General features: G+C 69.6%; 20 protein-coding genes and 5 pseudogenes. 12 read left to right on the forward strand and 13 right to left on the reverse strand.

The annotated features are described in order from the left end of the window. The 5 genes from G4G28_RS13625 to G4G28_RS13640 form a co-directional block, all read right to left on the reverse strand. Complete coding sequence (locus tag G4G28_RS13625; protein WP_229508090.1) at positions 1-189, reverse strand: DUF1294 domain-containing protein; 189 nt, start codon at positions 187-189, stop codon at positions 1-3. Further along, positions 168-362 (reverse strand): hypothetical protein, encoded by a 195-nt coding sequence (locus G4G28_RS26225; protein ID WP_229508125.1) that lies wholly within the window; start codon positions 360-362, stop codon positions 168-170. Before G4G28_RS26225 ends, G4G28_RS13625 begins: the two co-directional genes overlap by 22 nt. 50 nt (positions 363-412) lie before the next feature. Further along, positions 413-706 (reverse strand): cold-shock protein, encoded by a 294-nt coding sequence (locus G4G28_RS29220; protein WP_183107467.1) that lies wholly within the window; start codon positions 704-706, stop codon positions 413-415. Next, the gene (locus tag G4G28_RS13635) at positions 622-1,206 is read right to left on the reverse strand and encodes a hypothetical protein (RefSeq protein WP_182988677.1); all 585 of its coding nucleotides are present in this window, start codon (positions 1,204-1,206) and stop codon (positions 622-624) included. The genes G4G28_RS29220 and G4G28_RS13635 overlap by 85 nt, the downstream gene beginning before the upstream one ends. A 183-nt stretch (positions 1,207-1,389) precedes the next feature. Beyond that, the gene (locus G4G28_RS13640; RefSeq protein WP_183107468.1) at positions 1,390-1,836 is read right to left on the reverse strand and encodes a hypothetical protein; all 447 of its coding nucleotides are present in this window, start codon (positions 1,834-1,836) and stop codon (positions 1,390-1,392) included. A 205-nt stretch (positions 1,837-2,041) separates the two neighbouring features. Between G4G28_RS13640 and G4G28_RS13645 the strand changes: the two genes are divergently transcribed. Beyond that, a complete protein-coding gene (locus tag G4G28_RS13645; protein WP_182988679.1) occupies positions 2,042-2,737 on the forward strand; it encodes a trimeric intracellular cation channel family protein in 696 nt (231 codons plus the stop codon). Positions 2,738-2,838: 101 nt separating this feature from the next. On the opposite strand, the pseudogene G4G28_RS29225 reads toward G4G28_RS13645, so the two are convergent. From G4G28_RS29225 to G4G28_RS13655, 4 genes and pseudogenes are all read right to left on the reverse strand, one after another. After that, positions 2,839-3,060: pseudogene (locus tag G4G28_RS29225) on the reverse strand (cupin-like domain-containing protein); the annotation flags it as partial. Next, positions 2,963-3,229 (reverse strand): hypothetical protein, encoded by a 267-nt coding sequence (locus G4G28_RS29230; protein ID WP_374039730.1) that lies wholly within the window; start codon positions 3,227-3,229, stop codon positions 2,963-2,965. The gene G4G28_RS29230 and the pseudogene G4G28_RS29225, both read right to left, overlap by 98 nt. Beyond that, positions 3,192-3,647, reverse strand: coding sequence for a hypothetical protein (locus G4G28_RS29235; protein ID WP_374039731.1), 456 nt, complete (start codon positions 3,645-3,647; stop codon positions 3,192-3,194). Before G4G28_RS29235 ends, G4G28_RS29230 begins: the two co-directional genes overlap by 38 nt. A gap of 76 nt (positions 3,648-3,723) precedes the next feature. After that, complete coding sequence (locus G4G28_RS13655) at positions 3,724-4,104, reverse strand: hypothetical protein (protein ID WP_182988680.1); 381 nt, start codon at positions 4,102-4,104, stop codon at positions 3,724-3,726. A 180-nt stretch (positions 4,105-4,284) separates the two neighbouring features. Between G4G28_RS13655 and G4G28_RS13660 the strand changes: the two genes are divergently transcribed. Then, positions 4,285-5,178 (forward strand): LysR family transcriptional regulator, encoded by an 894-nt coding sequence (locus tag G4G28_RS13660; RefSeq protein WP_182991821.1) that lies wholly within the window; start codon positions 4,285-4,287, stop codon positions 5,176-5,178. Here G4G28_RS13660 and G4G28_RS13665 read toward each other — a convergent pair. From G4G28_RS13665 to G4G28_RS13680, 4 genes and pseudogenes are all read right to left on the reverse strand, one after another. Next, positions 5,150-6,388 (reverse strand): MFS transporter, encoded by a 1,239-nt coding sequence (locus G4G28_RS13665; protein ID WP_183107469.1) that lies wholly within the window; start codon positions 6,386-6,388, stop codon positions 5,150-5,152. The two genes, G4G28_RS13660 and G4G28_RS13665, sit on opposite strands and share 29 nt — an antisense overlap. 96 nt (positions 6,389-6,484) lie before the next feature. Next, positions 6,485-7,533, reverse strand: a pseudogene (locus tag G4G28_RS13670) (NAD(P)-dependent alcohol dehydrogenase). A 188-nt stretch (positions 7,534-7,721) separates the two neighbouring features. Beyond that, positions 7,722-8,225, reverse strand: a complete 504-nt coding sequence (locus tag G4G28_RS13675) for a hypothetical protein (protein ID WP_182988682.1) — start codon at positions 8,223-8,225, stop codon at positions 7,722-7,724. A 41-nt stretch (positions 8,226-8,266) separates the two neighbouring features. Further along, positions 8,267-8,407, reverse strand: coding sequence for an alpha-hydroxy-acid oxidizing protein (locus tag G4G28_RS13680; RefSeq protein WP_183107470.1), 141 nt, complete (start codon positions 8,405-8,407; stop codon positions 8,267-8,269). Between the two features lie 481 nt (positions 8,408-8,888). On the opposite strand from G4G28_RS13680, the pseudogene G4G28_RS29240 reads away from it, so the two are divergent. The 10 genes and pseudogenes from G4G28_RS29240 to G4G28_RS26250 all read left to right on the forward strand — a co-directional run. After that, positions 8,889-9,434 (forward strand): annotated as a pseudogene (locus tag G4G28_RS29240) (DUF2138 family protein); the annotation flags it as partial. Positions 9,435-9,525: 91 nt separating this feature from the next. Beyond that, a pseudogene (locus G4G28_RS29245) lies at positions 9,526-10,562 on the forward strand (DUF2138 family protein). Continuing rightward, positions 10,559-11,224 carry a DUF1175 family protein gene (locus tag G4G28_RS13700; RefSeq protein ID WP_183108472.1) on the forward strand — a complete coding sequence of 222 codons (666 nt, stop codon included), beginning with the start codon at positions 10,559-10,561 and terminating at the stop codon, positions 11,222-11,224. The pseudogene G4G28_RS29245 and the gene G4G28_RS13700 overlap by 4 nt, the downstream one beginning before the upstream one ends. Continuing rightward, positions 11,221-14,292, forward strand: a complete 3,072-nt coding sequence (locus G4G28_RS26235; RefSeq protein ID WP_229507628.1) for an MG2 domain-containing protein — start codon at positions 11,221-11,223, stop codon at positions 14,290-14,292. The genes G4G28_RS13700 and G4G28_RS26235 overlap by 4 nt, the downstream gene beginning before the upstream one ends. Continuing rightward, positions 14,283-15,800: a hypothetical protein gene (locus G4G28_RS26240; protein ID WP_229507629.1), complete on the forward strand. Its 1,518-nt coding sequence runs from the start codon at positions 14,283-14,285 to the stop codon at positions 15,798-15,800. Before G4G28_RS26235 ends, G4G28_RS26240 begins: the two co-directional genes overlap by 10 nt. A gap of 241 nt (positions 15,801-16,041) precedes the next feature. Then, positions 16,042-17,496 (forward strand): DUF2300 domain-containing protein, encoded by a 1,455-nt coding sequence (locus G4G28_RS13710; RefSeq protein WP_183107472.1) that lies wholly within the window; start codon positions 16,042-16,044, stop codon positions 17,494-17,496. Between the two features lie 135 nt (positions 17,497-17,631). Then, positions 17,632-18,288, forward strand: coding sequence for a YfaP family protein (locus G4G28_RS13715; protein WP_202033848.1), 657 nt, complete (start codon positions 17,632-17,634; stop codon positions 18,286-18,288). A 1-nt stretch (position 18,289) separates the two neighbouring features. After that, positions 18,290-19,057, forward strand: coding sequence for a YfaP family protein (locus G4G28_RS13720; RefSeq protein ID WP_183107473.1), 768 nt, complete (start codon positions 18,290-18,292; stop codon positions 19,055-19,057). A gap of 297 nt (positions 19,058-19,354) precedes the next feature. Then, positions 19,355-19,645 (forward strand): annotated as a pseudogene (locus G4G28_RS26245) (hypothetical protein); the annotation flags it as partial. Between the two features lie 124 nt (positions 19,646-19,769). Beyond that, on the forward strand, positions 19,770-20,027 hold the full coding sequence (locus G4G28_RS26250) for an alpha/beta hydrolase (RefSeq protein ID WP_229507630.1): 258 nt from the start codon (positions 19,770-19,772) through the stop codon (positions 20,025-20,027). The last annotated feature ends 23 nt before the right edge of the window (positions 20,028-20,050 follow it).

Genomic DNA, 20,050 nt, shown 5'->3' on the forward strand with positions numbered 1-20,050 from the left:
TCAGCCAAGGCCGTGCAGGCGCAGCCAGGCCAGGCCCCAGTGCGACACCAGCCAGGCCAGCACCGCGCAGTTGAGGACCACCGTGATCCGGAAGGCGCGGCGAAACGATTGCTTGCGCGTCTTGTGCCGGAACATCTGTTGCGCCACCAGCGCCGCCGGCCAGCCCCCTAGCAGGCCGAGGACGTGCAGGGTGTCCTCGGGCGTCCGGCGCCGGCCGCCGCGCGCCGCGCGGCCTTGTCGGCCGCATACGCGAAGAAGGTGAGCAGGTTGACGCAGGCGAGCATACCGGCGATCCAGGCCGGCAGCCTGCTCTTGACGACGCACAGCGCCAGGATCGCCGCACAGAGGAGCGCGGTCAGCATGGCGCGGCCGGGTCTCGGCGGGGACTGTCCCGTACCGGCATCCACGAACATCACGTTCGCCGCGCGCGGCTGCCCCTTGTCGCTGGCCGACAGGTGGTAGGTGACGACGTCGCCCGGGCCGGGCGTCCGCCACCGCCCACGGCGCTGACATGCAGGAAGACCGCGGGGCCACCGCCGTTGGGCGTGATGAAGCCGTAGCCCTGCTCGTCCTTCCAGGTCGTGACGCTCCCCGGTAGCGGGGCGGCCTGCGCTCGCGCATTTACTCTTTCGTGGCAGGCGCGGTGGCGGCGGCGACCTCGGGGACGCCGCCGCTCTTGACTGCCTCGACCGGGAGGTTCTGCCACTGGCAGACCTGCGAGGCCGCCACGCCCTTCAGGAAGGCCCGGCGCACCGAGCCTGCGGCGATCGCCGCCGCCACCTTCTTCGAATAGCGTTCGGCGCCGCTCAGCTTGCGCACCCAGCCGCGGAAGGGAATCAGGTCCTGCGCCGTGCGCTGCACCGCGTTGATGGCCTGTTCGTTGGCCAGCGTCGAGGCGCGCTCCATCAGCGAGGGGCGCGTGTCCGAGACCGGGGCATCGAGGTCGGCGCCGAGCACTTCGTCGAGCTTGCGGATCTCGACCGACAGCACGATGCAGGTGGCATCCCTGGGCATCACGTACGGTGCCTTCTGCGCTTGCTCGAGCACATCCGGGATATCGGCGCGCACGACGTTCAGGTCGTTCAGGGGCGTCACGGCAGCGTCGCCCATGCGTTTCGTGGTGTCCGAGGCGCAGGCGCCCAGGGTCAGCACGAGGGCAAGGCTTGTCAAGCGGAGGGCGAACTGCTTACTGGAGCGGATGTGCATGCTGTTCCTGTCTTCGACATTCAATAGGGATGGTGCGGGGCGTACAGCGCACTGCGGCCAATGGCTGTCATTGCGCTTTGCCGGCGCCGCCGACGGCGCTGGCAACGGCGTTGGCTCCCGCAGGCGGGTTGGTGGCGGCAACGATCGTGCCCGGTTTGCCGCAGGCCAGGCCGGGGCGCTCGCTCATGTATTTTTCGCGCAGCCGCGCGGCCTGCGCCTCCTCCTGGCCCGACAGGGGCGCGTAGGTCCGGCCGTAAGGCCAGCCGTAGCCCCAGCGGTAGCTGGTCGGGAAGTACGGTACGCCGCCGCTGCTGCGCACCCGGCGAGCATGGTCGTGGCCAGGACCTGGCTGCCGGCGGCGGCGCGGACGCAGTTGCTCAGATCGCGGTCGGCCTGCAGCCGCTCCTCGGCGGTGCCGCCACGCCAGTAGGCCAGGTCGTGGGCGACGCAGCAGTTGCACCAGTCGACCTTGCCCACCAGCGCGCCGTCCGGGAACATGCTGCAGCCGTCGCTGGCGAAGTCGGCCAGCGACGGCGCTTTCGTGGTGGCGCATCCGGCCAGGGCCAGCGCCGCGCAAAGCGCCAGCGCGGCTGGGGACGGGAAGGTAATCGGGGAAACGCGAAGCGTCATGCTCGGTCGGCTAATTGCCAAATGACAATGGCGGAAGTCTACCGAGCCTGTTACCACCTGTCTACTCCTTGTGGCTAATCCGCCAATACCGGATTTTCCAGCCCGCGTGCGGAAATCCCGCCGGCTGCGGTACCATGGCAGGTTTCGCCGGCGCCGGACACACCGGGCCGAGCACAGATCGTCATTCATCCAGAGGCATCACACCGTGTTCGCAGTCCTTTCCCTCGACGTGGGGGCCGCCATCAAGACCCTCGTGCTCACGCTCGACCTGGTCGGCACCTTCGTCTTTGCCCTCTCCGGCGCCACCGCCGGCGCGCGCCGCCGCCTCGACATCTTCGGCGTGCTGGTGCTCTCCTTTGTGGCCGCCAATTCGGGCGGCATCGTGCGCGACCTGCTGATCGGCGCGACGCCGCCCGCCGCGATCAGCGACTGGCGTTATCTCGCCGTCTCGATCCTGGCCGGCATCGTCATCTTCTTCTGGTACCCCTTCATCAATCGCCTGCGCAGCCCGGTCCTGTTCTTCGATGCGGTCGGCCTGGCGCTGTTCTGCGTGGCAGGCGCCCAGAAGGCGCTGGTATTCCACCTCGAGCCGATGATGGCGGCCCTGCTGGGCATGCTGACGGGGATAGGCGGGGGCATCGCGCGCGATGTGCTGCTCTCGAACGTGCCGGCCGTGTTCCGCTCGGATATCTACGCCGTGGCGGCGCTGGCCGGTGCGGGCGTCGTCGTGCTGGGCGACGCGCTGGCGCTGCCGACCACCGCTACCGCCTGCGCCGGCGCCGCGCTGTGCTTCGGCCTGCGGATGGCGGCCGTGCGCTTCGACTGGCACCTGCCGCGCGCGCGCACGCTCGACCACGCCGAAGGGCAGCGCGAAGTCGACGAGCGCGGCGACAACCGCTGAACTACACGCGCCGTCCCGCCAGCGCCAGCGGCAGCGCGCGACCAGCGGTTCGAGGACAGCGAAAAGCTCAGCGAGCGCACCTGGTGGAACCAGCCGGCCGGCACATACAGCATCTCGCCCGGCCCGACGACGCACTCGACCAGCGCCGCCTGGCGCGCCAGCGGGAAGCGCGCATAGTCCGGCGCTTCCGGGTCGAAGGGAGAGCCGAACAGCAGCGCATTGGCTTCATACGGGGACAGGTAGGCGTCGTGGTGCGGCGGCGCCAGGAAGATCCGCTTGCTGCCCCAGACCCTGGGCGAACAGGTTGTCGTCGTAGTCGGCATGCAGCGGCGTCACCGTGCCCGCGGGGCCGATCCAGAAGCGCGGCGGGCCGGGCCTGCTGAAATACGCGGGCCAGTGGCAGAAGCGGTTCAGCGCGCGTAGTTCGAGGTTGCCGAGATAAGGCGGCAGAGCGTCAATGCCTGCGGCGACGCGCTCGAGGTAGTCGCGCATCGACATGTCCTGCATTGCGCGGTCGGGGGCGAAGGCCGTGTTGACGTAGTCGCCGACGCGCGCGCACCGGCAGCGACGGGAACTCTTCCAGCAGGGTCCGGGGCGTCAAGGCCGAGAGCGGCCAGCGTCCCACCACGCCGTCGATCAGGAACGGCAGGCCGCGGGCAGCCTCGCGCGCGAAAGCGTCGGGAGACAGACGCCCCAGGCGCGGCACCACAGGCAGCGGCGGCAGGTCGCGCGCCGCTTCCCTGATCGCCACGCGCATCGCTTCGATGGAGCTGACCCCGCGCACGCCTGCATCCCTGCGTTCGCGCGCCGCCTTCTTCTCCAGCGCTTCCTCGATTGAGGCCGGCAGGGTATCGGCCAGGCGCGGCGGCAGGCGCGCGCCGGCGGGAGTCGGGGAATCGGGGTGGTCCATCGTGCGCCTGCTCTTGTTCGTATCGGGGCGACAGGATAGCGCAAAGGCAGGGCGAACTCCAGGCCGCGGGTGCCTGCTATTCCGACGCCTGTGCGTCCTCGATCGCCAGCTCGATGCCTTCGCGGACGTCGCTCAGGAACAGCAGCGCGTCGCCCGAATAGCTCGTCCCCGGCACCGCCAGCTCGACCAGGCAGTCGAGCATCTGGCCGAACCAGGTCAGGTCGATGCCGCGCCCGGGCAGGCCGTGGGCCTCGCGCAGGTAATCGACGGCGCGCGTGACCAGGTTCGGGTCGCGCCCCAGCGAAACGACGAAGTCGACATGGCCGAGCGCGATCTCTTCGAGCTTGTGGGCGAAGGTCTCGACGATATCGTTCGAGGGCTGCATCGCGCCCGGATAGACGCAGGTCGCGAACGCGCGGCAAGCTTCGTTCAGTGCAGCCCGGTGAAACTCGATCACGTGGTTTCCTCCTGTGTTGGCGCAGGCCTTCCCGCGCGAGCCATTTTACGGCGCGCGCGGCGCACGGGGCGCCCTGTTGCGCCGGTTCATGAGCCCGCAGCATGAATGGGCCCACATATTACGGACGCGGTATCATGAATCCCCGCCTATCCGGCACCACTCCTTCACCGAGCACCCAGCATGGCCCGCGACAACATCAACGACATCCTCGTCTTCTTCGCCGTCGCCCGCGAGCGCAGCTTCACGCGCGCGGCGGGCAAACTCGGCATGACGCAGTCTGCGCTCAGCCACATCGTGCGCGGCCTGGAGAACCGGCTTGGCGTGCGCCTGCTGACGCGCACCACGCGCAGCGTCTCGCCCACCGAAGCGGGCGAGCGGCTGCTGCAGAACGTGGCGCCGCGCCTGGCGGAAATCGAGGCCGAGCTGGCCGCCATCAGCGACATGGGCGACAAGCCCACCGGCACGGTGCGCATTACCGCCATCGACCACGTCGTCGACACCATCCTGTGGCCGCGCATCGCGCCGCTGCTGCGCCAGTATCCCGACCTGCACGTCGAGATCAGTTCGGACTACCGCATGGTCGACATCGCCGCCGAGCGCTACGACATCGGCGTACGCCACGGCGACCAGGTCGACAAGGACATGGTCGCCGTGCGCCTCACGGCAGACGTGCGCATGATGATCGTCGGCGCCCCGGCCTATTTCGACTGGCATGCCACGCCGGTCAACCTGGCCGAGCTCCTGAAACACAACTGCATCAACCTGCGCCTGGCCAGCAGCGGCGGCCTGTATGCCTGGGAGCTCGAGCACGAAGGCCAGCTTGTCGAGGCACGCGTGCGCGGCCAGGCAGTGTTCACCAGCGCCTATGCCATCCTCAACGCGGCCCTCGGTGGCTGCGGCCTGGCCTTCCTGCCCGAGAGCCTGGTCGAGCCGCACCTGGAGAGCGGCGCCCTGGTCGCCGTCATGCCCGACTGGTGGCCGCGCTTCCCCGGCCTGCATGCCTATTATCCGAGCCGGCGCAATACCTCGCGCGCCGTCTCGGTCGTCATCGACGCGCTGCGCCTGAAGGCGTGAGCGCGGCCGCGGCCGGGCTGCCGCAACCGTCGGCCCGTGCCGCCAGCCATGCCAGCGCGCTTGACGCCAGCAGCAGGCCGGCACTCAGGCTGAAGGTGGCGCGGTAGCCGCTGGCGTCGAACAGCAGGCCGCCAAGCGTGGCGCCCAGCATGATGGCCAGCTGCACCACCGCCACCATCAGGCCACCGCCCGCCTCGGCTTCGTGCGGCAGGGTTTGCGCCAGCCAGGTCCACCAGCCGACCGGCGCCGAGGTGCCGACCAGGCCCCAGATGGCCAACAGCAGGCATGTGGCCGGCACCGATGCGCCACAGGCGATCAGGCCCAGCGCCAGCGCCGCCATCGCCAGCGGCATGATCACCAGCAGCCGGTACAGGCGGCCCTGCAGCAGGCGGCCGATCAGCGCCGTGCCGACGAAACCCGCCACGCCGACCGCCAGCAGCATCAGCGACAGCGTCGTCACCCCAACGCCCGTCACCGTTTCGAGGAAGGGGCGCAGGTAGGTAAAGAGCGCGAACTGGCCCATGAAGAACAGGCTCACCGCCGCCATGCCATAGGCCACGGGAGTGCGGCGCAGCAGCCGCAGGATACCGCCCGCGCCCATGCCTGTCCGGGCCGGCATCGGCGGCAGGCTGGCCAACTTCCAGATCAACGCGAGCGCCGCCACCGGCACCACGCAGAAGAATGCACCGCGCCAGCCGATGACGGAACCAAGAAAGGCCCCGAGCGGCGCGGCCACCACGGTGGCGAGCGCGTTGCCGCCATTGACGATGGCGAGTGCGCGCGGCACCTCGTGCAGCGGCACCAGGCGCATCGCGGTGGCGGCCGACATCGACCAGAAGCCGCCGATGGCGACCCCGATCAGCGCGCGCCCCAGCATGAAGAGCGCGTAATTCGGCGCAAAGGCCGCGACCGCGCCGGAGACCATCATCAGGAGGGTCAGCGCGAGCAGCAGGGTCTTGCGATCGAGCCTGCCCGCGAGCGAGCCGATAAACAGGCTGGTCACGAGCGCAAAGGCGCCGGAAATGGCGATGCCCTGCCCTGCCTGGCCTTCGGTGACGCCCAGGTCGGCGGCAAGCGGCGTGAGCAGGCTGACCGGCATGAATTCGGAGGCGACCAGGGTAAAGGCGCCGAGCGCCATCGCGAAGACGGCGCCCCAAGCGGCGGAGCGCTCGACGGCCTGGCCAGGGCTGGGAGGTGGAATGGTTTGCATGATGCGAGAGAAAAAAGCTGCCCCAGCGATTGCGCCCAGGGCGCAATCGCATGAAAACAAGGTCCAGGGAGGCGCCGGAGCGCCAAGGGATGCCGCTCAGACGGCGAGCGTGGCGTTGTCGATCACGAAGCGGTACTTGACGTCGCCTTCGAGCATGCGCTCGTAGGCAGCGTTGATTTCGTCAGCCCGGATCATCTCGATGTCGGCGACGATGCCGTGCTCGGCGCAGAAGTCGAGCATTTCCTGGGTCTCGGGAATCCCGCCGATCATCGAGCCGGCCAGCGCGCGCCGCTTCATGATCAGGTTGAACACCTGCGGCGACGGGTGCGGCGTGGCCGGCGCGCCGACCAGTACCATGGTGCCGTCGCGCTTGAGCAGCGACAGGAATGCGTCGAGGTCGTGCGGCGCGGCCACCGTGTTGACGATCAGGTCCAGGCTCTTCGCGTGCTCGGCCATGGCGGCACGGTCGCGCGAGACCACCACCTCGTGCGCGCCCAGCGCCGGGCTTCGGTGCGCTTCGATTCCGAGGTCGTGAATGCCACCACGTGCGCACCGAGGGCGCGCGCCAGCTTCAGGCCCATGTGACCGAGGCCGCCGATGCCGACCACGCCCACGCGCTTGCCGGGACCGGCCTTCCAGTGGCGCAGCGGCGACCAGGTCGTGATGCCGGCGCAGAGCAGCGGCGCGACGGCCGCAAGCTGGTCTTCGGCGTGCCGGATGCGCAGCACGAAATGCTCGTGCACGACCACCTGCTGCGAATAGCCGCCCAGGGTGTGGCCGGGTGCGTCGGCGGTGGGGCCATTGTAGGTACCGACCATGGTGTCGCAGTAGTTTTCGAGGCCGGCCTCGCAGTCGGCGCAGTGGCGGCAGCTGTCGACCATGCAGCCGACGCCGACCAGGTCGTCCACCTGGAAGCCGTGTATATGCTCGCCCACGGCGGAGACGCGCCCGACGATCTCGTGTCCGGGCACGCACGGGTACAGGGTGCCGGCCCACTCGCTGCGCACCGTGTGCAGGTCGGAGTGGCAGACGCCGCAGAAGGCGATGTCGATCTGCACGTCGTGCGCGCCGGGGGCGCGGCGCGTGATGTCGAGGGGTTCGAGCGATTTGTCGGCGGCGTGGGCGCCGTAGGCTTTGACGGTCATGGCATATCCTTTTCAATGGTGCATGGGCGCCGGCCGGATCAGGGCCGGTGCGCGAGACCACGAATGGTAATGCCAAATGCATAGGCCGAGCGCACGGGGATTTGTTTGACCTTATGAATGGAATTCATCAATTGCTGGGTCACCGTGGCAACGCGAAGGCCGGCTCGGCACCGATTGATGAAACGGGTTCATGACCCGCCAACGGAATCAGTGCGAGCAACCACTCGTGTAATACGTGACCATCTCGCCCAAGCGGGTATCGCTTGCGGGCGGTGAAAACGCCAGCAGCGCGGGATCCGGGATGGCCGCGCGCGGCGCGCCCGGCGCGCCGGCTGGTGGCGCTTCCGGATCGTCAGCGTCGTATGTTCGGCGCAGGCCTCACTGGTTTTCAACACGCGGCCGCAATCCCAACGGTGGAGATCGCGGCGGGCCCGCGCGCACGAAAAATGCAGGGCTTTGAGTTCGGCAAGCAGCGTCTGCAAGGGCGCATCGCGCGTCTTGAGGCCGTCCGCATAGGCTTTCCACTTTTCCTCGGAATGGAAGGGCTCGGCCTGGGTGCAGGCGGGAGGCGCCACCTTTTCCCAGGCACAGTCGGCCGATTCGCAATGGAAGACGCAGGCGGCCGACGCTGCCAGCGGCACGGAGGCGGCTAGCGCAAGGACCAGGCGGAGGGATGTGCGGCGTGTTTTCATCGAAGGCGACGCGCGTGACAGGACAGGCTGGCAAGCATACCTCAAGGGCCCACCAGCAGCTCCGGCCCGATCTCGCGCACCGACTTCACGCCGGTCAGCACCATGGCCGTCCTCAACTCATTTTCCAGGATCGCCAGCAGCTGTTCGACGCCGGCCTGGCCGCCGGTCGCCGGCGCATACACAAACGCGCGCCCGGCGCGGCGCCGCCATCGACGTAGTGGAACAGGAAAGGTGGCAGCCTGCGGCGGGCGGCTGCGCGGAAGTCGAGTGCGGAGGCAATGATCATGGGGTCGTCAGGATCGGACGTGGTCGCCTATTGCAAGCGGCGCCGTCGCGCCGGCCAGGTGGTGGCAAATTACCAACAAGCGTGAAAAATAGTTTGCGTAGCGTGCCGCTGCCGAAAAGGCTCTGCGCGGCCGACTTTCGCTTCGCCCGGCCTGGCCTGGCCCCGCGACGCTGGACAATCTCGCGCATTCTCACGCCACCATGCCGAAAAACCCGCGTGCCCGAGCGAATTTGGGCGGCATCCGTGAAATTGTCACGAAACGAGCGCCCTTTCCGCCTGCGCGGCAGGCGACGACAGCCCCGCTGCCCCATGCGCCCGACATTGCGTTTTCGCCAATTCTCCATTACAACTAGGAAACTTGCGTAGAGCGGCTGCCCATGAATAAGAGAAAAGTCGGTAAGGTCCTGATTGCCTGTGTGCTGAGCGTCGGCGCGTTCGTCACCTATCGCAGTTTCAGCTGGGATTATCTCGGGCGGGTCAACAGCCTCGAGCTCGATTTGTCGAAGCCCGACGCGCTGATCCTGACGCCCAGCCTGTCGACGCTGCCGCGCGACCTGCTCACCATCCCGCTCGCGCGCGACGTGCTGCGCGAGGACTTCGTCTTCTACTACGAACAAGGCGAAGACCGGCTCGGCCTGAAGGGCAGCCTGCGCCGCATCGCCTACGAACACGAGCTCAATTGGGGCGACGAACTGATTCGCATGGTGCTCGACCAGCCGGCGGAAGTGGCCCTCTGGCGCGACGCGGACGGCACCCTCAAGCATTACGCCATCGCTGTCACGCGCGGCAACCTGGCGCGCCTGCTGGAAGAAGCCGGCAAGGTGGCGCTGAAGGACACGCAGCTGCGCCGCGCCGGCGAACTGGCGGTCGGCGCCGACAAGGTGCCGGTGTACGCCCTCGACTACGGCAATCAACGCACCCTGCTGTTCGCGGCCAGGGGCGAGCGCATGGTGATCCTCTCGCATCCGGGCATGCTCTACGGCGTGCGCGCGGGGGCCCGCACTCGCCGCTCCCGTGGCCGCAGTCCAGCCGGATGGCGCGGCGGACGCCGGCCGGCAGCCGCCCGAGACCGCGCAACAGGACGCCGTCCCCGACCCGGGCGCGGCGGCCATCGTCGCCGGCCTGCTCGGTGCCGACCCCAGGGCGCACGGCGTGTTCCACGGCCAGTTCCAGGTCGCCGGCGGCATCCCCGCGGGCCACAGCGTGCTGGTCAAAAGCGATTTCCTCTCCTTCGGCTACCAGCCCTTCTTTGGCGCCCTGCAGGCGCTGCGCTTCGATTTCAGCCGCGGAGCCTGGCGTTCGCAGGTACTGATCGACGGCGCCCGCCTGCCCAAGGGCGGCTACGACAGCAGCGCCCTGTGGGCTGCCCTGCCCCACGATGCGAGTGCCTGCTTCAGCGTGCCGGCCGACTGGAAGTCGATGACGCCGGTGCTGGAGCACTTCGGCGAGGCCGAGGCGCTGCGCGGCTTGCCGGCGCAATTCGCGGGACCGGTGGCGGCCTGCTGGTACCCGTCCTCGCGCCTGTACACGCCGGTGTTCATTGCCCAGCGTACGCAGGCCGCTGCCGCTACCGGCCATGATTCCCCGGGCAAGCTGTTCGCGGCCGCCGTCGGCACCGATCCCGCTGGCGGTGCAGATGCCCGGCCAGCCACCCCGGGCGCTGGCAGCGCGAGGTGAACACCCGCGAAGGCAAGCTCGCGCCGACCCTGGCCGCCAGCGGCCGCACGGTCGTGTTCTCGGCCGACCCGGCCCTGGTCGAGCGCGTGCTGGCCGTGACGCGCAAGCAGGCGCCGGCCGTCTCCGACACGCTCCCCGCGCCTGGCCGCACGGTGGGCATCATCAGTCCCGCGCCGCTGGCCCAGCTGGCCATGAAGGAAGCCTTCGAGGCCCTGCCCGCGGCCAACGAGTCGGTACTGCGCGGTGCCGCCGACGCCCACCTGCTGCCGCGCCTGGCCGCACTCGGCAAGTATCCCGCCTACCGCATGGTGGTCAAGGACATCCCGGCCAGGGGCCTCGCCTGGACGCCGCTCGAGTGGCAACCGGTCCGATGACCCGGCGGCGGGCCATATTCCGGGTGGCGGCGCTCGCCGGCATGGCGCTGGGCGCTGGCCCGGTCATGGCCTTGAGCGCGCCGCTGCGCGCGGAGACCCGGCTCACGCCCGCGCAAAGCCGCGCCTTCCGCGGCTGGATGGTGCGCATCGTGCGCGACCAGGTGCAGCGAGGCCCCTCGCCACGCTGGCAGCACCGCGACTGCGCGGGCCTGGTGCGCTTTGCCGTCACCGAGGCCCTTAGCCCGCACGATGCACGCTGGATGCGCGCCAATGGCATGCGCCCCGACGCAGGCCTGCCGCCCGAACTCGACCTGGACGCTGGGCAGGCGCTGCTGCGCAACCGCTGGGTGCAGACCGGCGGCACCGTCGGCCATTTCGTCACGGCGCTGGCCCTGGTACAGCACAACAGCCGCCCCGTCGGACGCGACATCAACGACGCCCAGCCGGGCGACCTGCTTTTCTACGACCACGGCGACGCCCAGCACCTGATGGTGTGGATGGGCGCGAGCGTGGCCTATCACACCGGCACCACGACACCCGTCGACAACGGGCTGCGCGGGGTCGGGATCCGACAACTCATGAACTGGAAGGACACGCGGTGGCAGCCAGCGGTCGACAATCCGAATTTCGCCGGCGTGTACCGGCTCTCGTTTCTTTCGTGAAGCTGGCCCTGAGCGGCGTGCTGGCCCTGGCGCTGCTCGGCAGCGCCGTCAGCGCGGGCGAGCCCGGTAGCGAACCCGGTAGCGGGACCGGTCTTGCGCCAAGCAACTACACACTCTTCAAGGGCGAGCCCTTCTTCCTGCTCTCGGACGCCACCTATGGCAGCAAGGAAGTGGCGAAGGTGCGCCTGGAAGTGCCGGGCCGCGACAGCGCACGCGCCAGGCTGGAAGCCTATTCCGGCGTCGACGTCGTCGTCTACCGCGTGCCGCAGCCGATCGAGTTCCTGAAAAAACAGCGCAACCTGCACCGCATCGAGGTGGCCGGCAATTACCGCGGCGAGGGCCTGGCCAATACCCTGCGCTACCTGTGGGACAGCTGGTGGAAGCAGTCGCGCATGGTCTGGCGCAAGCTGTTCACGGCCGAGGCGCGCCGCGCCGTCACCAGCACGCAGCCGAAATTATCCACGGGCGAGGCAATCTTCCGCCCGACCGTATTTGCCCACCACCCGCAATACAAGCCGCTCGCCGGCTTCGAGATGGTCGACAGCTTTCGCTACCCGCTCTGGCAGGCCAGGCCGATCGAACCGCCCAAGGGCGTAAAGCTCGACGGCTCCAGCAGTGACTTCATTCCCTCGGGCGGCGCCGGCAACTTGATGATCCCCGTCGGCATGCGCAAACCCGGCCTGTACCTGGTCGAGGCAATGATCGGCGAACACCGTGCCACGACGCTCGTGTTCGTGTCCGACACCATGGCCGTCACCAAGGTATCGTCGAACCAGATGCTGGTGTGGGCCGCGCGGCGCGACAACGGCGCCGCCGTACCGGGTACCCATGTCGCCTGGAGCGACGGCACCGGCGTCCTGCAGTCGGGCACCACCGGCAAGGATGGCGTGGTCGCGCTGGAGCGCGGCAGCCCGGAACACACCTATGTGCTGGGCGAGGATGCCAGCGGCGGCGTGTTCGTCTCCGAGAACTTCTATTACGACAGCGAGATCTACAACACCAAGCTGTATGCCGTGACCGACCGCCCGCTGTACCGCCCGGGCGACGAAGTCAACGTCAAGTTCCTGGGACGCGAGTTCAAGTCGGCGTGCGTATCGAGCGCCGCGCAGGCCGGGCCGGTCGCCCTCACCGTGTTCGATCCGAACGGCACGCCCCTCCTCACGCAAACCCTGCAATTCTCGTCCGCCACCGGCACCGAGACGCGCTTCCGCCTGCCCGATAGCGCAAGCGCCGGCGGCTACGAACTGCGTTTCCGCTACGGCGACGATACCTATGGCGCCGCCTTCCGCGTCGCCGAATACGTGAAACCCCACTTCGAGATCGACGTGCGCCCGGCGAAGGCCGAGTTCAAGACGGGCGAAACCGTCTCAGGCAGCATCGCCCTGCGCTACCCCGACGGCAAGCCGGTGAAGAACGCCACCCTGAGCGTCAGCCTGCGCAGCCAGAAGAACACGATGGTCGAGGGCGAGCTGCGCTATAGCGGCATGTTCCCGGTCGAACTCAAGACCCAGGAGATGACCAGCGACGCCCGCGGCAACGTCAGCTTCACGCTGCCGGCGGCCAGCGACCCGTCGCGCTATATCCTGACCGTGCTGGCCACGGACGGCGCGGCCTACCGCGTGAAGACCACGCGCGAACTGCTGATCGAGCGCTCGGCAAGCAGCTACCAGCTCAAGGCACAACGCCAATTTTCCGACCCCGGCCAGCGCGTGCGCTTCGACCTGGTGCCCGATGTCCAGGCCCAGGGCAAGCCCGTGCGCCCGGTGCGCTGGGAGATGGTGCAGTTGGAGACCCAGGCGAAAACGGCCGGCGAGTTCAATCCGGCCGCAACAGGCTGGGACGTGGACTTCGCCCGCGCCGGCTCCTATCAACTCAGCCTGCGCGACGCGCAGGGCAACCTGCTGGCGGCCACCAGCCACTGGGTCAGCGGCGACGGCGTGCAAGCCACGCCGGGCAGCATCGAGATCGTGCTCGACAAGGCGGCCTACGCGCCGGGCGAGACGGCCGAAGCCCTGGTCACCTTCTCCGACAACGCCGACCAGGCCCTGTTCACGCTCGAGCGCGACAAGGTCGAGCAGCATGGCCTGGCCGCCGGCGGCGCCGACTGGTTCCAGTCCCAACGCGTCGCCCCGCGCCAGTGGCGGGTACGCATTCCGGTGCGCGCCGACTATGGTCCCAACATGACGTTCTCGGTGGCCACCACGCGCGGCGGCGAATTCATGTTCGAAAACGCGGGACTGCAGGTGATCGAACCGCGCATCGCACTGCAGTTCAAGACCGACAAGGAGGTCTACCAGCCCGGCGAGACGGTCACCCTCGACGTCCTTTCCCAGGTCGACGGCAAGCCGGTATCGACCCTGGTGGCGCTCGGCGTGGTCGACGAGATGATCTATGTGCTGCAGCCGGAGATCGCGCCGGACATCGGCGACTTCTTCTATCATCCGCGCCGCAACAACGTGCGTACCACCGCCAGCCTCTCCTTCATCAGCTATGACATGGCCCAGGGCCGCGGCGGCGACGCGCCTGCGCGCCACAACTACAACGAGCGCGGCGTGAAGGTGCTGGAGCGGCCACGCCGCGACAATGTCGACACGGCCTTCTGGGCGCCCACGCTGCAGACCGATGCCAACGGCCACGCGCGCATCACTTTCACCATGCCCGACGCGCTGACGCGCTGGCGCATCACCGGGCGGGCGATGGATGCGCAGGGGCGCGTGGGCCAGCGTACCGGCTACCTGCGCTCGGACAAGGCGGTCTACACCAAGTGGACCTCGCCCGACTGGCTGCGCGCCGGCGACGCGCCGCGCGCGGCCGTCGCCGTGTTCAACCGGGGACAGCAAGAGCGAGCGCTGGAAGTGAGCCTGGACACCGGCAGCGCGACCGGACGCATGACGACAAGCCTGGCAGCGAAGCCCGGCATCAACTACGTCGAATTTCCGCTGACCGGCGGCGCACGCGCCCTGCGCCTGGAAGTGCGCGCCAACGGTAAACTCGTCGACGCGCTCGATGCCCCCTGCGGACGCTGCCGCTGGCCTGGAACAGCCAGCACACGCAGCTCGTGCCGATAACAAGCCTGGACACGCCGCTCAAGCTGCCGCCGGACGCGCGCAACCTGCGTGTCTCGTTCGCGCAAGGGGCCGCCAGCCACTTCACCCGCATTGCCGACGACCTGATCGACTACCCTTACGGCTGCGTCGAGCAGACCTCGAGCCGCCTGATTCCGCTGACGATGGCACTGCAGGGCATGCGGGGTGGCGCGCCTGAAGTGCGCGAGCGTTTGCTGGCCACGCTGCAGGCAGAACGCCTGCGCCTGGTGGCCATGGCCGGGCCGGACGCGGTGTTCGGCTGGTGGGGCAACGGCACCCGCGAGGACCCCTTGATGACGGCCTATGCCTACTACGCCGACTGGCTGGCGGCGCGTTCGCTCGGCATCGAGATGCCGGCCGAGCACTGGAACAATGTGCTGGCGGTCTACGGCAAGCACGGCCTGAAGGCACCCCTGTTCGATCGCGCGCTGGTGCTGTGGCTGGCCCATGAGATGGGGCTGCCGACCCAGACCCTGGTGACCGGCCTGGTGGAAGACCACGGCGGCATGCGCCTGCGGGACGGGACGGCCCGAGGCGCATCGCTCGGCTCCCTCGTGCTCGACGCGCCGGCGGATGGCAATCGCGACGCGCTCGGCCTGGCCCTGCTGTCGATGCTGGCAGGGGACGAGGGCACGGCGCTGCCGCCGGCGCTCGAAGCCCAGGTCGACGTGGCCTGGAAGCGGGTCGCCGCCATGCCGGCACCCCTGGCACGCGCGCTGGCGCTGCTGGACGGTCGCCTGCCCGCCCTCCAGGCGGACGTGCTGCTGTCCTCGGTGCGCGCGGAGATGCCGACCATGGACCGCGCGCTGACCCTGGTCTGGGTGCAGAAGAAGCTGGGTGGCGCGCCCGTGCCGAAGGGACCTGTGCTCGTATTGGACGAGGCTTGGCAGCCCGTCAGCGGCGCGTCCACGCTGGCCAGTTGGCGCCCGCGCGCGGCCGGCGCCCTGCCGGAACGCCTGCGCCTGGCCCAGGCCGCGCCGGCCGGCACGGTGGCCGTGATCGAATACGAAAGCCGCGCGCCGCAGGTGCAATCGCTGGCGGTTGGCGTCAAGCGCCGCATCCTGCGCATGGTGCCGGCGAAGAACGGCTACCGCCTGCAGCCGCTCAAGGCCAGCGAGGTGCTGCGCACCGACCAGCTCTACATGGATGAAGTGACCCTGACCCCGACGGCCAAAGCCGGCCGCCCGCGCTTCGGCCTGGTCGAGGTGGCGCTGCCGCCGGGTGCGAACGTGGAGCCGACCACCTGGGGTATCAAGCTGCTGGGCGGGAAGGAGCCGACCCCGCTCGAGCGCGCGCGCCATGTGTCCCGCCGCGACGGCTACGCGGTACCGATCGACGTGCTCGAGGGCGAAGTCAAGGTGCGCCACCTGCTGCGCTTTGCCCAGAAGGGCAGCTATGGCCTGCCGCCGGCCCGCTACTACCGCATGTACCAGCCCGACCAGGTGGCCTTCGAGGGCGCCGGCGGTCGCCGCGTGCTGCAGGTGAAGTGATGCGCACTGCCGCGCGAGGCTTCCTGGCGGCGCTCCTGGCGGCGCTGCTGCTGGCCGCCGGCCCCGCCATGGGCGCGGAGACGCTGGACGTCGCCTGGCTCCGGGACGGCAAGGTCCAGGCGATCGCGCTGGCCGAAGGCGGGGCCGCGCCTCTTGCGCGCGTGGACGCCAGCACGGCCGTGCCCCGGGCAGCCTGTGGAAGCTCTTCGTCTATGTCTACGCCGCCGACACCGGGGTCGCGATGCCGGATTATGTGTGCAAGGGACGTCTGCCTGAAGAAGTCTATTGCTGCGAGCCCGGCGGCAGCATCGACCGCGACAGCGCCCTGGCCCAATCCTGCGGCCCCTTCTTCGCGCCCACGCGCCTGATGCTCGAACGCGCCGCATGGCAGCGCTACTGGGGCGCGCGCCTGAACGCCCCGCTGGCCGGCGAATTCGCCTGGCTGCGCGACCCGGCGGGCCTGGCGCCCGAGCGCAGCGCCAGCCTGGCCAGCCTGCTGCGCGCGCTCGCCAGCATGCCGCCAGCCGGCCGCGCCGACGCCGAGAATGCCCTGCTGCGCGTGGTGCTCGACGGCCGCGGCGCCGACAGCGTGCGCTGGTTCGGCAGCCGCCTGCGCGTGAAAACCTATTCCCGGCACCAGCCCGGGCGGCCGCAGGAGCGACTCGGCGGCGGCGCCGGCTGGCTGGCCGACGGCACCCCGGTCTGGTTTGGCGGCGCCGGCACCAGCGCCGGCATCTTCCGCAAATGGGGCCGCCAGCTGGCCGCCAGCCTGCCGCCAGGCGCCCCCGCTGTCGATGCCGGCTGCGTGGTGGTCGACTTCTTCGCGCGCTATCCGGTGCGCAGCCTGGTGGGGCCACATGGCCCGGCGCTGCCCGGCCCGCTGCATGGCCGCCACGTCGTCTCCTTCGAGAACGGCCAGCAGCTGGCCTTTCGCGCCAACGGCTCGATGAGCATGCTGCGCGAGGGCGGGCGCATCCGCATCCGTGGCCGCTTCGGCACCAATGAATACGTGGCGCGCGTGCTCGAGCGCGAAGCGAACGCCCGCCCCCGGAGGCGCCAGCCAGGGCCCTTGCGGTGGCCGCGCGCAGTTACCTCGAGCAGAACGGCCGCGCGGCGGCCTCCTGCCAGCAGATCGCCGACAGCAGTGCCACCCAGCGCGTTGGCCCGAATCCCGCCGGCCCGGCAGCGCTGGCAATCGCCGCCTGGACCGACCGCCTGGTGGTCGAAAACGCCACCGTGCGCTATCACCGCGACACCCCGGGGCCCGGTGTGCTGGCCTGGACCCATGCCGTGCGCCAGGCCGAGGCCGGACAAGGCTTCGACGCCATCCTGGCGCAGGCCTATCCGGGCGGCGTGCTCGGCATCGCCGGGGTCGGGCGCGCTGCCGCCGCCTGTTCGAGAACGAAACCTGGCTCGCTACGGCCCTGCCGCGCTGGGAACGCATCTTGCTGACCCAGCCGGGCTACGAACGCCCGCCGCAACTGCCGCTGGTCTGCGCGCTCAATGGCGGCGCGCCCTACCCGAACAGTCGCGCAACCGGGTTTTCATGCGTCCCCTGGCCACGCGCGAAGACCGCATCACGCTGGCCCACGAATACCTGCACATCGCCCTGCGGCGCCATCCGCGCGGGCAGGACGAAACCTATGTCGAGGGCCTGGCACGGCGCCTCCTCGACGCCAACCTCGGGAGCTTCTGAGATGCCGCGCCTACCCATCCTGCTCGCGCTGGCCGCCGCCTGCGCCTGCCCCCGCTGCCGGCGCAAACGACGCTGGAGACGCCCGTCGGCGGCTGGAAGCGCGCCGGCCTGGTCGACAGGTCCGACGAGCTGGCCGTGAATTACCCGTACAACCTGATCGACCGCGGTGCCCAGAAGGGCCGCACCATGATCCGCGGGCGCCTGCAGGCGGCCGGCCACAAGCGCCCCTTCCACAAGCTCGTCGTCAACGGCAACCCGACGCCGCTCTACCTCGATGAGGAAGGCCGCTTCGCGCGCGGCTACTCCTTCGGCAGCGGTTCGAACAGCGTCGAGATCCGCAGCCCCGACGGCAAGCCCGTGAAACGCGTGCAGTTCTACGAGGCCGACCGCAGCCGGCCGCAGCCTACCCTCCGCATACTCGGCGCCTGGGACGACAACCAGGCGGAGATCGACCTGCACATCGTCACGCCCGATGGCCAGCACGCCTACTGGGCCCATCCCTTCCTGACCAATGGCGGCGGGCTCGATGCCGACAGCGTCGACGGGCCGGGGCCCGAGATGTTCACGATGACGACGCCGCTACGCGGGCTCTACCAGGTCTGGATCAACTACTGGGGCAATTTCGGCGACAGCGGCTACCATTTCGACGAAAGCACGCGCCAGCGGCCCATCATCACCAGCCGGGTCACCCTGGTCTTCAACGAAAACACGGCGCGCGAGCGGCGCGAAGACCTGGTGATCCCCCTTCGCAGCATCGGCGAGCTCACCCTCGTCAAATCTTTCGTGTACTAGGATGAAGAATCGATTCTGGATGGTGCTGTGCCTTGCCGCGGCCAGCGCGGGTGCGCAGGTCACGCTGGATGCGCCGCGCGGAGGCTGGCGCAATTCACAGGGTGCGCGCGAGGAGTACAGCCAATCCGTCAACTATCCTGCCGCCTCTGTCGGCATGCAGCCGGTCCAGGGCGAGACGGCGCAAATCCGCGGCCGCATCGCCGGCGCGCCCAAGCGCAAGCCGGCGACGCTGGTCGTGAACGGTGTCGCCATGCCGATCGAGGTGCAGGAAGACGGCAGCTTCGCCCGTCCCTACAGCTTCGGCAGCGGGTCGAACGGCGTCGAGCTACGCTCACCCGGCGGCGGCTCCCGCGCCCGCACCCAGTTCTACGACGGCTACAGCGGCAAGACCCAGTCACGCCTGCGCGTGGTGCTGTCCCGGGATACGCCAGGCACCGACCTCGACATGCACGTGGTCGGTCCCGATGGCGCCCACGCCTGGTACGGCAGCCGCGTCATGCCCAATGGCGGCGCGCTCGACGTCGACGTCACCACCGGCTATGGTCCCGAGATCTTCGCCAGCGCGGCGCCGCTCGCGGGCGCCTACCAGGTCTGGGTGAATTACTTCGGCGGTGGAGGCGCGGTTGACGATAAAAGTGCCGCATTGACGGTCGCCCGGGTGACGATCATCAGCAACGAGAACACGCCCCGGGAAAAGCAGCAGACCTTCCAGGTGCCGATGCGAGCGCCCGGCGAACTGACGCTGGTAAAATCCTTCGTCTTTCCCTGAGCCCCAAGACTCGCATGAACCGCGACAGGAGAACCCTGATGACCCAAGCCGCCGCCGGGATGCTGCTGGCCGCGGGCGCGCCCGGCGCCTCCGCCGCCATCCTGCCCGCATTCGGCCCGGCGCCGGAGACGATTTCCCTCTGGCCCGAGGGCGGCGTGTGCGCGAAGCCAGGCCTCGGTCCGATGCGCGTCGAGGACGGCCGCACCAGCAATGTCAGCGAACCGGTGCTGACTGTCTTCGCTCCCTCGCCCGATCGCGCCAACGGCACCGCCGTCGTCATCTGCCCGGGCGGCGGCTATGTGCGCCTGTCCACGGTGCGCGAGGGCGAACAGTACGCGCGCTGGCTGGGCAGCCTGGGCGTCACCAGCTTCGTGCTCACCTCGCGCCTGGCCGAATTCGGCCATCCGGCGCCGCTGCGCGACGTCCCTGCGCGCCGTGCGCCTGGTCCGCGCGGGCGCGAGCCGCCACGGCGTGCGCCCGGACCGTATCGGCGTCATGGGCAGTTCGGCCGGCGGCCACCTGGCTGCCTGCGCCGGCACCCTGTTCGAGCATCCGCTCGGGCGCACAGGCGCCGAGCTGGACGGCGTCAGCGCCCGCCCCGACTTCATGCTGCTGATGTACCCCGTGATCGCGATGGACGGAGCGGCGGCGCACGCCGGTTCGCGCAAGGCCCTGCTGGGCGCCGCGCCGGTCCGCCGCCGACATCGCCCTGATGTCGCTCGAGCGCCAGGTCACGCGCGCCACGCCGCCGACCCTGCTGATCCACACCCAGGCCGACGAATCGGTGCCGGTCGAGAACAGCATCCTGTTCTACCAGGCCCTGGTACGCGCCAAGGTGCCGGCGGAGATGTACCTGTTCGAGCACGGGGAGCACGGCATGGCGATGCGTCCCGGCCTGGGCACGGCATCGACCTGGCCGCGCCGCGCCGAGGAATGGCTGCACGGCCGCGGGCTGCTCGATCCGGCATGAACCTGCCGCGAGGCGGTCTGTCC

Origin of the sequence: Massilia sp. Dwa41.01b (assembly GCF_014171775.1) — a bacterium.
GTDB lineage: Bacteria > Pseudomonadota > Gammaproteobacteria > Burkholderiales > Burkholderiaceae_D > Telluria.